The sequence below is a fragment of the Calothrix sp. CCY 0018 genome, from assembly GCF_963920925.1.
Classification (GTDB): Bacteria; Cyanobacteriota; Cyanobacteriia; order Cyanobacteriales; family Nostocaceae; genus Rivularia.
This window is the reverse complement of the sequence record NZ_CAWUDI010000039.1, coordinates 1-13,353: the sequence shown is the minus strand read 5'-3', so window position 1 is coordinate 13,353 and position 13,353 is coordinate 1. Positions and strand designations below refer to the sequence as shown.

12 protein-coding genes and 2 pseudogenes are annotated in these 13,353 nt (G+C 37.4%); 7 read left to right on the top strand and 7 right to left on the bottom strand.

What is annotated here, in order from left to right; genetic code table 11:
• The first annotated feature begins 37 nt into the window (after positions 1–37).
• Complete coding sequence (locus ACM03V_RS24835; protein ID WP_414623474.1) at positions 38–1,387, top strand: glycosyltransferase family 4 protein; 1,350 nt, start codon at positions 38–40, stop codon at positions 1,385–1,387.
• A 403-nt stretch (positions 1,388–1,790) separates the two neighbouring features.
• Positions 1,791–2,843, top strand: coding sequence for a glycosyltransferase (locus ACM03V_RS24830; protein WP_414623473.1), 1,053 nt, complete (start codon positions 1,791–1,793; stop codon positions 2,841–2,843).
• Between the two features lie 6 nt (positions 2,844–2,849).
• Here the strand turns inward: ACM03V_RS24830 and ACM03V_RS24825 are convergent, their stop codons facing one another.
• A complete protein-coding gene (locus tag ACM03V_RS24825) occupies positions 2,850–3,371 on the bottom strand; it encodes a DUF2085 domain-containing protein (RefSeq protein WP_414623472.1) in 522 nt (173 codons plus the stop codon).
• A gap of 317 nt (positions 3,372–3,688) precedes the next feature.
• Here ACM03V_RS24825 and ACM03V_RS24820 point away from each other — a divergent pair, with 317 nt between their 5' ends.
• The gene (locus tag ACM03V_RS24820) at positions 3,689–4,465 is read left to right on the top strand and encodes an FkbM family methyltransferase (protein ID WP_414623471.1); all 777 of its coding nucleotides are present in this window, start codon (positions 3,689–3,691) and stop codon (positions 4,463–4,465) included.
• Between the two features lie 302 nt (positions 4,466–4,767).
• Here the strand turns inward: ACM03V_RS24820 and ACM03V_RS24815 are convergent, their stop codons facing one another.
• Positions 4,768–6,882, bottom strand: a complete 2,115-nt coding sequence (locus ACM03V_RS24815) for a TIGR00300 family protein (protein ID WP_414623470.1) — start codon at positions 6,880–6,882, stop codon at positions 4,768–4,770.
• A gap of 276 nt (positions 6,883–7,158) precedes the next feature.
• Between ACM03V_RS24815 and ACM03V_RS24810 the strand changes: the two genes are divergently transcribed.
• From ACM03V_RS24810 to ACM03V_RS24795, 4 genes are all read left to right on the top strand, one after another.
• Positions 7,159–7,674 (top strand): GAF domain-containing protein, encoded by a 516-nt coding sequence (locus ACM03V_RS24810; RefSeq protein ID WP_414623469.1) that lies wholly within the window; start codon positions 7,159–7,161, stop codon positions 7,672–7,674.
• Between the two features lie 257 nt (positions 7,675–7,931).
• The gene (locus tag ACM03V_RS24805; RefSeq protein ID WP_414623468.1) at positions 7,932–8,849 is read left to right on the top strand and encodes a ribonuclease D; all 918 of its coding nucleotides are present in this window, start codon (positions 7,932–7,934) and stop codon (positions 8,847–8,849) included.
• Between the two features lie 149 nt (positions 8,850–8,998).
• Entirely contained in the window at positions 8,999–9,838 is an 840-nt protein-coding gene (locus tag ACM03V_RS24800) for a tetratricopeptide repeat protein (protein ID WP_414623467.1), read from the top strand.
• Positions 9,839–10,004: 166 nt separating this feature from the next.
• Positions 10,005–10,196, top strand: coding sequence for a hypothetical protein (locus ACM03V_RS24795; RefSeq protein WP_414623466.1), 192 nt, complete (start codon positions 10,005–10,007; stop codon positions 10,194–10,196).
• Between the two features lie 13 nt (positions 10,197–10,209).
• On the opposite strand, the gene ACM03V_RS24790 is transcribed toward ACM03V_RS24795, so the two are convergent.
• The 5 genes and pseudogenes from ACM03V_RS24790 to ACM03V_RS24770 all read right to left on the bottom strand — a co-directional run.
• A complete protein-coding gene (locus tag ACM03V_RS24790) occupies positions 10,210–10,344 on the bottom strand; it encodes a WD40 repeat domain-containing protein (protein ID WP_414623465.1) in 135 nt (44 codons plus the stop codon).
• Positions 10,345–10,356: 12 nt separating this feature from the next.
• A pseudogene (locus ACM03V_RS24785) lies at positions 10,357–10,446 on the bottom strand (hypothetical protein); the annotation flags it as partial.
• 122 nt (positions 10,447–10,568) lie between these two features.
• A complete protein-coding gene (locus ACM03V_RS24780) occupies positions 10,569–12,500 on the bottom strand; it encodes a protein kinase domain-containing protein (RefSeq protein WP_414623464.1) in 1,932 nt (643 codons plus the stop codon).
• Positions 12,457–13,098: a protein kinase domain-containing protein gene (locus tag ACM03V_RS24775; RefSeq protein ID WP_414623521.1), complete on the bottom strand. Its 642-nt coding sequence runs from the start codon at positions 13,096–13,098 to the stop codon at positions 12,457–12,459. The genes ACM03V_RS24780 and ACM03V_RS24775 overlap by 44 nt, the downstream gene beginning before the upstream one ends.
• Positions 13,099–13,110: 12 nt before the next feature.
• Positions 13,111–13,302, bottom strand: a pseudogene (locus tag ACM03V_RS24770) (4-Cys prefix domain-containing protein); the annotation flags it as partial.
• Between the last annotated feature and the right edge of the window lie 51 nt (positions 13,303–13,353).

Genomic DNA, 13,353 nt, shown 5'->3' with positions numbered 1-13,353 from the left:
AGCACGCATTTGTCAGTTTATTTAAAGGTAATACATTATGACAATGGCACAATTACAAAACAAGCGAAAACCACTGCGAGTAGTATTAGTCGCAGAAAATGTATCTCGCCGTATGGGTGGTGAATCTGGCAAAAACCTTTATTACTTTCATCTATTTCAAGAACGTGGAGTTGAAGCTCAGATAGTTTGTCACGAAAGGGTTAAAGACGAACTTCGGTTAGAGTTTCCTAACGACGAAGATTTTAATAATTTTTATTTCATTAAAGACAATTGGTTACAAAAACTTATTTGGCGGCTCGGCAAATTATTTCACTATAGAATTGAAGACTTAATATTTTTGCAAATGGTGCATTGGATTACTCAAATCAAAGCTAAAAAAATTGTAAAAGAACTGATTAAAAACCAAGATGTTGACATTGTATTTCAGCCTTCACCAATTAGCCCTAAAGGACTAAATTTTATGTACAATTTGGGCGTACCAGTAGTACTAGGTCCTTTGGCAGGTGGCGTTGATTTCCCTCCAGCTTTTCGCTATATGGATTCTAAATTTGCTACTGTATCGATAACTTTAGGAAGGTTATTTTCTAACATCTTACATAGAATTGTACCGGGTAAATTAAAAGCGGAAACATTAATTGTCGCTAATTCTCTCACTAAAAAAGCTTTACCAACTGGATGTAAGGGGAAAATTTATCAAGTCATTGAGTGTGGAGTTGATTTAGATATTTGGCAACCAAGAGAAACCCAAGAGATTAATTCCTCAAAACCAGTTCGTTTCGTTTATTTAGGTCGTTTTGTTGACTGGAAAGGAATTCAGTTTTTAATTGATGCTTTTAAAGAAGTTGCTGAAAAAACAAACGGTATTTTAGAGTTAGTTGGAGACGGAGAATTACAGCAAGATTTAGAAAATAAAGTTGCCGATTTAGGTTTAGAAAATAACGTTAATTTTCACGGCTGGATCAAACGCGAACAAGCATCTAAATTGCTTTGCGAATGCGATGTATTTGTAATGCCTTCCTTACGTGAAGCTGGTGGTAATGCAGTTTTAGAAGCGATGGCTTTAGGATTACCTGTCATTGCAACAAAATGGGCTGGCCCTGCAAATACTCTACATCCCGATTGCGGTATTTGGGTAGAACCAACTTCTATAGAAGCTTTTGTGAATGGATTTTCAGAAGCAATGATTAAACTTGCTGAGTCACCCGAATTGCGTCGTCAAATGGGAGAAGCTGGTCCCAAACGAGTACGTACCAACTACTTTGATTGGGATTCTAAAGTAGATAGAATTATTGAGATTTTTTACGAAACATTAAATCCTCAGCAAAAACTTGATACTAATAACCAAAACAATCGAGTAGTAGAATTGCATCAAAATATTACTAAGTAATTTTCTAATATTTGGTTCTTCCGTACAAAGGGATGCTAATGAAATAGTCGAAAAAAGCGGTACAGGCAATAGGCAACAGGGAACAGGAGAAAAAAGAGTGTTAAAATCTGGTTAATAGCTGTTTAAATGATTGTCTAGCAAAGGTTTCAGTATTTTTTGTATGCTGCTTAGCATACCAAGTACTAAAGAACCAAATATTTTTGATTAATACAAGACTTTCTTTTGAATAAAAGAAAGTTTTTCAAATATATTTAACATCGGACATTCATCTACCAGGGTAAAATATCAACAGGACTTTCTTTAGATGATTATTAGTTTATTGTATAAAATCATTTTTTGTTAAATAACGGACAAAAGTATAAAAATGATATAATAAATTCTTGAAAAGAATAGAAAATCTATAATGGCATATCATTTAGCTCTCAGCACTTGTGTTGATTTGGAAGATATCAATCGAGATGCTCAGATTGGTAAATGCCCCGCCCATACAATGTTGGACGTTAGTCGGCTATTAAAGGCAAAAATCAATCAACCAAGCCAAGATTTTTCACTAATACATTTAGTGCCTGCAAAAATTCTCGAACTGTATCAATACTGGGCTTTAGCATATAAAGTATCTAGTACTCTTACAAAGAATGACGTAATATTTTGTACCGATGAACAAGTAGGTTTACCGATTGCTGCACTTTGCGGAGGAAGAGAAAAGGGACCGAAAGTAGTTTTATTTATCCATAATCTTAATAGACCGCAAGGACGTTTAGCTTTGAAGTTGTTTGAGATCGGAAAACGTGTCGATCTATTCATGACAGCAAGTCCACAACAAGCCGATTTTCTGCGTAATTATCTAGATTTATCCGAAAACCGCATCTGTCTATTTCCTTATCAGCCTACAGATATATCCTTCTTCATGGCAAAACCCGCTTCACTACATAAATCGCGTCCATTAATTGTGAGTGGAGGTTTGGAACAACGGGATTATCGAACTCTTGCACGAGCAACTAAATCTCTCGATGTCGATGTGAAAATTTCTGCTGCGTCTCCAGTTCAAAGTGTAAATTCGCAGACTTTCCCCAAGGTTATTCCTGCAAATATGTCTTATGACTACTATGATTGGAATTCTTTAGTGCAGCTTTACAGCGATGCTGACATTGTTGCAATTATCCTTTATAAAAACAATTTTCAAGCCGGTTTATCTACTTTGTTTGAAGCGCTTGCTTGTCGAAAGCCAGTCATCATTACTCGCTCTTCAGGAATTATTCAAGAATTAATCGATGCAAAAGCGGTATGGGGCGTAAATCCCGGTGATTCTGACGGTTTACGTCAAGCAATTAACAGTCTGTTAAAAAGTTCTAAACATAGAGAAGCTTTAGCTGAAAAAGGTTATCGGCTGGTACATGAACGGTACAATCACCATGTCTATGTCAACGCTTTGGTGGAACAATTGATTAACGTTTAATCAGTTTTATATTTGAATGGAAGATTTCGCTTTTTGCGGAGCGTGTAAAATCGGCATTGTGAATAATCCCCAAGCCAAACCCGTAATTAACCCAAACGGTGCGACTATCAAATTGTGAAAACTCCACCAACCCAAAATTTGTGCTGCCATTTCCAAGGGATAAGCCATCATTAATACAGTTGAAAACGCCGCACCATTCCAACCGTATTGATGCAGCCAGTAAAAAGCTTTTCCTTTATCAGTAATATACAGTAACCGAGTAGTAAATAAACCCATTACGGTTCCGTAACAGCGCATACATACAGCCATAAGGGCGGGTGGTGCTAACTCAAGTCCCATCTGAGGTTGCGGGCAAACATGATGACCCATAAAGTAAATGATGTTTGCAATAGTTGGTAAAATTGGCAACCCAGATGCAGCCAGGAAAGGAGCGACAATTGGCCCAATAACCATTCCTGTTAGGAGAAAATCGGCAATAAAACTTACGGGGTTGATTTGTAGTTGCTTATTGTGGATTGTTAGTTGCATTTAATGAAAGCTGTTCTGAACGGTGGTTTCTGAGATTTTTATTTGAAGTTATGAGTTTCGATTTGATCTACAGTTAATAACTATAATTATCTATTAGGATTGGCGCTTACGCCTATGTCATAAGAATAAATTATGGCATTGATTTTTGCGACTCCAACGCATCATAGAATAAAACTAGGAGCAGACGAACTATTTTATTAGCAGCCATTTAGACTTAAGCTAAGCGGAATTCAATCGTCACCACCATAAGTTTAATAATTTATTAATGATTAATTTGCTACCGTATAAAAAAATAGATTTAGGCTTTAACTATGCAAATGAAAGAATACCTTGTTCATCAGCTAATTGGCACCCCTTTAGAAAAGCCTGCTGTTAAGTTGCGCGATTTTACGAGAAGTTTAAAACGTAGAAAATATCCCGAACTACAAGAGCTTTATGTCGAGTCTGCCCGATCTGAATTGGCGATGACTAAAATTATCAATAGTTCAATGAATTGCATTGATATTGGAGCTCATTTGGGTTCGGTACTTAATCTGATCGAAAAACTCTCACCTCATGGTAAACATATTGCGATTGAACCCATTCCCTACAAATATAATTGGTTAAAGCGTAAGTTTCAAAATGTAGAAATAATCCAAGCTGCCTTGGGTGAGATTAATGGTGAAGTAGACTTTTATTTGCAGTCTCATCGTTCTGGTTACAGCGGATTACAGCTTCATGGTTTTACCAATGGCAAGCAAAATGTTAAGATTATCAAAATAAATTGTGTCAGATTAGATGAAATTGTTCCACCTGATTTATCTATAGGATTTATCAAGATTGATGTAGAAGGGGGTGAATTAGCAGCACTAAAAGGTGGTGAGAGTACGTTGAAGCGCTGTCATCCAGCTATTCTTTTTGAATGCGCTCAATCTGGTTTAAAAGCTCATAATGTTTCTCAATCTGAGATTTACGACTTCTTCCATGCTCATGGTTATTCTTTGTTTTTAATTAAAGACTGGCTTGCACAAAATGAACCACTTAGTTACGAACGATTTGTCAAATCAATGGAATATCCATTTCAAGCTTTTAATTTTCTGGCAGTTTATCAATAAGTACCCGTGCCAACATTTTCTTTCGGCAGGGAATAGGGAAGCGCGTTAGTTTTTTTCTTAGAGGATGTTTAAGAAGTATCGTTTTTAGGGCAATTCTCGGATTATCCCCCCTTCCCCCCTTAAAAAAGGGGGGTTAAGTCTTCCTTTTTCTTAGAGGATGTTTAAGAAGTATCGTTTTTAGGGCAATTCTCGGATTATCCCCCCTTCCCCCCTTAAAAAAGGGGGGTTAAGTCCCCCAAGCGGGGGATTTAGGGGGATCTAAAAAACGCAAGGGTTTCGCGTCTCTACATTAGTTAAAATGATTAACCAGCTTGTACGGTATAGGGGCTTGTTAATTTATCTAGTTGCTGTACTAACAAGCTGAGGAATAATCCTACATCTGTAACTACACCAACTGATTCTACGGAACCTCGATCGCTTAATTTTGTTACTACGGCTGGATTGATATCGACGCATACCATTTTGACTCCCGCAGGTGTCATGTTACCTACTCCTATGGAATGCAGCATGGTTGAGAGCATCAATATCATATCTGCTCCTTTAAGTAATTCCGCGTATTCTTCCTGTGCTTTGATTAAATCCATTTGAGTATCGGGTAGGGGGCCATCATCTCGAATGGAACCTGCAAGGGCGAAGGGTATGTTATTTTTTACGCATTCGTACATCACGCCTTTTTGAATCATTCCTGCCTGTACGGCTTTGGCAATGCTTCCGTGACGACGAACGCTGTTGATGGCTTTGAGGTGATGGCGGTGTCCCCCGCGTACTGAAACACCTCGCTTCATGTCTACACCCAAAGATGTTCCCATGATTGATTGCTCGATGTCATGAACTGCGATCGCGTTTCCACCCAGCAATGCCTGTACGTAACCTTCTCTGACCAACTGTGATAAATGTTGGGCACCACCAGTATGTATTACAACTGGCCCCGCCGTGACAATAACTTTACCGCCCGTATCGCGGATTTTACGCAATTCCCAGGCAACTTGTTCGACAATTAATTCTACGCGACGTTCGCTCGAAACTCCAGATGACATAAAGCTGAATTCTTCGGTGTTGCGTTTTTCTCGCGATTCTGGTTTGCGAATGGTGCGGATACCTTGTACGTCAACAATTACCTTTTCTCCTGCTTGTAAATCGCGGAGTATTTTACACCGAGCATTAATACCTTCGGGAGTTTCGGTAATTGCGATCGCGCCATCCATACGTTGGGCATCCACTTTTACCCATGCGCCATCGATGCGAACTTCGGTAGGATAAATGGTACTAACGTAAAAGTCATCTGGTGCGACTCCATTTTGAATCACGAGTTCGAGTTTAGCATCTCGTTCGTCTTCGGGTAAGTTCATCGCACCCAAGTCAATTAGATGAGATACGATGCTTTCCATAACTTCGTGAGAAGGTGCGGAAACTTTCACCTCAGCAGCAGAAGTACTTTGACGCTGTTCCCCCAAAAGGAAATTTTGGACTTTGAAACTTCCACCATTGTCTATAATTAAATCCAAAGCGCGGTTAATCAAACCGGAATCGAGTAAATGTCCTTCCATACGGACAACTTTACTTTCTACCTGAGAAATAGCGTGTACATCTTCTAATACGGGTTCGTTTACTCGCAATGTTAAGCATTTTGCCGCACCACCCGCTTTCAAAAATTCGGTTAGTGGAGTTTCAATCACCTCGAAAGCAACTTTCGCCAAACGTTTCTTCAGCGAATCGGAAGCTTTATTCATTACCACAATGCTTTCCACATTCACTGTATTGCAAGCGAAATTCACAGCATCGGCTTCTTCTATAGCAATGCGCTTTTCTGGTACGACACGCATTTCAATCAAGCGGTTGGAATAAGAGTCAAAAGCGCCGGGATAGTAAAGTAAATAGCCGTTAGCTAAAGGGCAAAAGCAAGTATCGAGATGATAAAAACGTTCGTCGGTTAGCCGTAAAGATAATACCTCAATATCCAACCATTTTGCCAGATAAGGATGAGAATCTAACTCCGAGCGAAAACCGTAACCAGCCCATAACCAGCGCCCTTCTCGATCTAAAAGTGCATCACCCGCACCTTCAAAAGGTAAATCTTTGGGCAATTCATAAACATTAAAGCCATTTTCTTCAAACCATGCTTTGAAATAAGGCTCCTCTTTTTGACGCTCTTTATGTAAAAAGCGACTCAAAACCACATTATCATCCAAAACCAAACCAGCATTAGCGGTAAAAACCATATCGGGAACACCTTTATGGGGTTTTACCAAATTAACAATTGCGTGTTGTTTAAGTACATTATGCAGTTTTTGCCACTGTTGCACTGCACGCTCTTGAGATGACTTGTGAATATTTCCTTCCATCCAAGGATTAATCACATAATCGACATCATAATGTTCCGGGGCACACATCAAAAAGCGGATTTCAGAAGTTTTCATAAGTAAGTACCCATCTGGAGTATAGATGCAACGTTCCTTGTTTATTCTATTACCTCGGAGGGAGTGGGATGGGGAGATGGGGAGATGGGGGGAATTAGTTAGGAGTTAGGAGTTAGGAGTTATCAATTACCAATGCCCAATGCCTTATTCCCAATTCCCCTTTTATTAGATAAATTTCTAAGATTAAAAGAATATTAGCTAAAAACTGATTTAATAATGTGGTTGATAACATAACATTATTGAAGATAATTATTACTCAACTGTAATATTGGAAAGGTGACAGAGAATTCTAATCCAAGTTTTGACAGTGGTCTAAAAAAGCTACTTAATCGGTTAACGGAAACAATAAAACGGGATAGTTTAATTACGGAAACTACATCCCGTCTGCGAGATACATTTGATGTCGATCGCGTCGTTTTGTATCACTTTTATTCTCAGTGGGATGGGCAAGTCACTTTTGAGTCTTTGAGTTCGGATAAATGGTCTATTCTTGGTTCTACTGGCCCCGATGACTGTTTTAATGATGGTTATGCCGAATTGTATTTACAGGGAAGAATACGAGCAATTCCGGATATCGAGTCAGAACCTATTGCTGATTGTCACCGCGATTTTTTACGTAGTTTGCAGGTTCGCGCTAATTTAGTTACACCTATTTTAACTGGTAAGGGTTTATGGGGTTTATTAATAGCTCATCATTGTCAAACGCCTCGTTTCTGGACTCCATCAGATATAAAAATGATGGAGAAAGAAGCTAGAAATTTAGCTCAGTCGGATTCGATTCGTAATTCTTAGATTTTGGGAATAGGGGATTGGGCATTGGTTAATAAAAGTATTTAGATAATTTTAAGAAATAATATACTTAGCTACCTATTTTACAATTCTTCGTTAAAGCCAAAATTTTTGTATAGGTTGATTCATCAAAAATAAATTTATACTAATTGCTGAGAGTAAACAGATACGGCACTACAAATAAATTACATACAAAATGTTAAGTTGGGAAATTGTAACCTGGTTACTTTTGCCCAATTTTTGTTAGGGAATATTGCTCAATGCCTTACCTAAAATCCGCAGATCAAATTCGTTCTCTGATTGTTAAGTATATTAAAAATAATACAAAAACTCTTTGGCTAGATACAGAAGTTGCCGATTACGATACTCGCAATCCTAAACTATCGCTGATTCAAGTTTTGGATGATGGTACGGATTTAACCGGAGAAAGTATCTATATTTTGGATGTACTCGAACAACCAGAAATTGTTGCCGAGTTTATAGACCAAATCATGATAAATTCTTCTATAGAGAAAGTGTTTCATAATGCCAAGTACGATTTAAGGTTTTTGGGTAAAAAGAAAGCTAAAAATTTCACCTGTACTTTAGAAATGGCGAAACAAATTCCTTACTATATTTTACCTCTACCTAACTATCAATTAAAAACTTTAGCAATAGAACTTTGTCATTTTCAAAATATTGACAAGCAGCAACAAAGCAGCGATTGGGGAATTCGACCTTTAAGTGAAGAACAAATCGAATATGCTTATCTTGACTGCATTATTCTTGCTCAAGTTCATTCGCGTTTGTTAGAAATAACTCAAAATACAAACTTTAATGCTGCAAGAGAAGATTTAAGTTTGCTTGGTGCAAAATATGTTGAATTAGAACAACAGTGGAAATTATTAAAATCCGAGTTTGAGCATTTGCAAGAACGGATAAAACTGGCAATGCAGGCTCAAGATTTATCTGAAACCCCGCATTTTAAACTTAATAGCTACGAACGCACAACAACTAAAGTGCCATTTTCCGAACTGGTACGGTTGATTGAAACTAAAAATATAGATTTAGATTTTGATATTACCCTAACTAAGGATATTCAAAAGAACTTAGGGGATAACCTACAGCAACTTGCTGTAGATGTATCAAAAACTAACACGATTAGATTGATTTCTAAACAAGAAGATAGTGTTGAATAAAAGGTAAAATGTAAACAAATTTGGCTCTCGAACCATGCAAAAATAGTCAATATAGCTCGAAAGGAGCTACTATCTATAAAAAGTTAAGAAAAATGAATTTATTGGTGGAGGAATGTCAAAATTGTGGGTGTATTGATAAAAAGTGAATTATGAAACAGTGGTTGTTTAAGCAAAATTTGACAGGAGTTTCCAAACCATTTAGTGTAGCCTTGTTGAGTGGATTTATCGCAACTGTAACTGTTTCTTGCAGCAACGATAAAGACGTATTGGTGACTGAAATCGGAGTTAGCCCTGTAGCAAGCCCAGCAGCTAATCCATCCACTGCAAAGGAATTTTACGCTCAGGGGCAGTATAAGCACATTCAGGGTGATACTCAAGGTGCGATCGCCTCATATACAAAAGCCTTAAGTCTCGATCCTGAATACGTTGAAGCTTTTAACGGGCGTGGATTGGTACAGTTTGACACCGGAGACAGACAAGGTGCGATCGCCGACTATAATCAAGCATTACGCATTAGTCCCGATAATGCCCAAGCTTACAATAATCGTGGTAATGCTCGTGCCGCTCAAGGTGATGCAAGCGGTGCAATCAAAGACTACGATCGAGCTATTGAATTAAATCCCAATTACGCTGAAGCATATAATAATCGTGGAAATGCTCGCGCCGCAGATGGAAATAGAAACGAAGCAATAGCGGATTACACGGAAGCCATTCGCCTCAATTCTAACTACGCAGTTGCTTATAACAATCGCGGAAATGCTCGCGCCGCTCAAGGAGACAAAGAGGGTGCGGTTTCCGATTACGACGAAGCCATTCGCCTCAATCCCAACTTTGGTGCTGCTTATAATAACCGAGGAAATACTCGCGTTGAGTTAGGAGATAAAGATGCTGGTTTAGCAGACTTACAGCGAGCAGCAGAGATTTTTCAAGAACAAAATAACCAGCAGCTATACAAGCAGGTTATGGAAAATGTGAAGGAAATTCAATAATCAATTATCAATGAACAGTTATCAGGGAAAAGATTGGTAATTGGTAATTGGTAATTGATAATTGATACAAAGTATAGAAATAACTTGATAATTTTTGTGCTGGGGTGTATAAAAAGTCTGTAAGTGAAAGAATTGCAATATCTTGCCAAATTCCCATTTCCTTATTATGAACAAAACAACCGTTCATCTAGTTGTTGGTTTTGAAAGTCTGACATTATTGGTTTTTCACACTGAAGTAATGGAATGGCAATTTAGAATAATAAGTTCTGGTGGAGAAGTTTTCGGTGAAAGGAAACTTTACTATACTCCCGAAGCTGCGGAAAAAGCTGCGCGAGAGTGGCTTTCGTGGGGAGATTGAGGAGTATATAAAATCATTCATATCGCCAAATTTTAATCGTCTTATCGTCACTAGCGCTATATAAAGTTTGCCCATTGGGGCTAAAAGCGAGGGAATTAACTTTAGCTGAATGTCCTTTTAAAGTACATATTTCTTGTTCTGTATTCATGTTCCATAATTTGATGTCGTTATCATAGCTACTACTAGCAATAATCTCACCATTTGGACTAAAGGTAATGCATTTAACACCTGAGAAATTAGCGTTAAAAATACAAACTTGTTGCCCGTTACTTAAATTCCTAAGCTGGATAGCTCATACTAGGAATCATTGAGGAAATATATACTAAGTATTCCCCGGATTATTCAAATTATTACGAAAATATTTACAATAATTTATTCACATCGCCAAACTTTAATAGTAGTATCCTCGCTACCGCTAAATAAAGTTTGTCCATCGGGGCTAAAAACAAGGGAATTAACTTTAGCTGAATGTCCGGTTAAAGTGCATATTTCTTGTTGTGTATTCAGATTCCATAGCTTGATAGTTCGTGCACTACTACTAGCAATCATCTCACCATTTAAACTAAAAGTAACGCTCCGAACGCCGCCGTTATGATGTTGAAGGGAATAAATTTCTTCTCCGGTACTTGCTTTCCAAAACTTGATAGTATCATCGTCGTTACCAGTAGCAATCATGTTTCCATCCGGGCTAAAAGCAACTGAATTAACCCCGGAAAACATACCATAATGATGTAATTTATGGAGTATTTGTCCTGTACTTAAATTCCAAATTATAACTGTTCTGTCAGCACTACCGCTAGCAAGAATTTGTCCATTTGGACTGATAGAAACACTGCTAACCGATTGTTTATGACCTTTGAAAGTACGAATTTCTTCTCCCGTACTTACATTCCACAATCTTACTGTTTCATCGCTACCAGCACTGGCAAGATACTTACTGTCGGGACTAAAACTCAAACAATTAACCCCAGCCAAAAAACTTGTATATTCTTTAAGAACACCGATTTTACTAAGCGAAGTTACATGCCAAAGTTGGATATTGTTTGCCGAATCACCAGCGGCAATAATTAACCCATCGGGGCTAATAGCAACGGTATTAATTGAGTAGTTACAGGCAAAAGTCCCAAGTAATGTATTAGTCTTGATGTTCCATAGTTTTATCGGATAGTAGTAATCGCTGCCACTAACAAGAATTCTCCCATCTGGGCTAATAGCCATAGAATTTATCGGAGAAGAGTAACTATACAGCGTGTCAATACATTTCCAACTATAATTTGAATCATTATATTTTAAATCTCTAAATTGCTTAAGAGTTGAAATATTTACGGTTTTTTTAGTATCTGTATAACGTGAATATCGATTACGTTCAGCAGCAACTAGTTCTTTCTCAGTACTTTCTGCAAAAGATGTCATTGCCAACTGGTTATTATTAAAATTAATATCTTTTAATACTTCAGTTACCGATTGATAGCGGCGACTTGTAGCATTTTCAATAAGTTTGTCTAAAATATTCCCAAGTTTATCGCTAACAGGATTATCAACTAAATACTGTCGCCATACCCAGGTATATTCGTAAACATCAAATAATTCAAACGGGGAAACTCTAGTTAATAAATAAATACAGGTTGTTCCCAAACTATATAAATCGCTGCTGTAATTAGCTTTACCCCTCGATTGTTCTGGTGCAACAAATTCCGGAGTTCCAATGCTAGTTCCGGTTTGTAATATTGCGGTTCCTGTAACAAGTTTTGCAGCACCAAAGTCTACTAAAAATAGCTTTCCATCTCGACTGCGGATAATATTTTCTGGTTTAATATCTCTGTGGATAACGTCACGAGCGTGAATAAATTCGAGTACGGGTAATAAACTATTTAATAATTCCCAAATCTGCGCTTCTTTAAAAGTGCCTTGTTCTTTTAATATTTGCGCTAAATCATATCCATCAATATATTCCTGTACTAAATATTGATGTTTTTCTTGAATTAGATAATCTAACAAACAAGGTATTTGATTATGTTTGCCTAAATTACCAAGTCTTGAGGCTTCCTGTTCAAATAATTCAGCAGCTTTTTGAGTATTACCAGTAACTTGTGATTGCACAAGAAACTGTTTGATAACGCAAACTGGTTTCAGAGGTTTGCTTTCATCAACAGCCAGTAAAGTTCTGCCAAAACCACCTTGCCCAATTGGTTTGATTGCGCGATAACGTTGTTTTAAGAGCAATTGAGTACCGCAAGTCACGCAAAAGTTATCATTTTTTTTATTTTGGGGTTTTTGACAATGCGGATTTAGACAGTAACTCATAAGCTGTTACGCACTTAATGTAAATCGCTTTACCTCTATTTTGTTCCGGTGCAAAAAATTCGGAATTACCGATATTAGTTACCGTTTTCAATATTGCCGTATCCATAACAACATTAGCAACACTAAAGTTTACTAAGAATAGCTTTCCATCTTTACTGAGGATGATATTTTCTGGTTTAATATTTCTGTGGATAACGTCATGACTATGAATAAATTCGAGTACGGGTAATAAACTATTTAATAGTTCCCAAATCTGCTGTTCTTTAAAAGTGCCTTGTTTTGCTAATATTTGTGCTAAATTATGTCCATCAATATATTTTTGTACTAAATATTGACTTTTTTCTTGAGTTAGGTAGCCTAATAATTGTGGAATTTGATTGTGTTTGCCTAAATCATTTAATCTTAAAGCTTCCTGTTCAAATAATTCAGTAGCTTTTTCAGCCTTGTTAGTACCTTGTATTTTAAGAATAAATTGTTTGAGGGAGATCCAGATCGAAAAAATAAAATTCCGCACTTTTTTACAAATATTCCCAACAAAACCGAGATATAGTGGGGTACGATCTGGTCTAGCTACACCGACGTTAGCACGTTTTAGAATCTGTAATTGTTTGATGACACAAAGTGGCTTTAAAGGTTTGCTTTCATCTACAGCTAATAAAGTTCTGCCAAAACCACCTTGCCCGATTGTTTTGATGGCACGATAGCGTTGTTTTAATAGCAATTGAGTTTCGCAGGTTGAGCAAACTTGAGCATTCTTTTGATTTTGCGGTTTTTGGCAATGGGGATTTAGGCAATAGCTCATAAGAAAATCTCGGTACGTGGGAAACCCAGTCTTTTTAAAGCTGGGAGGGAA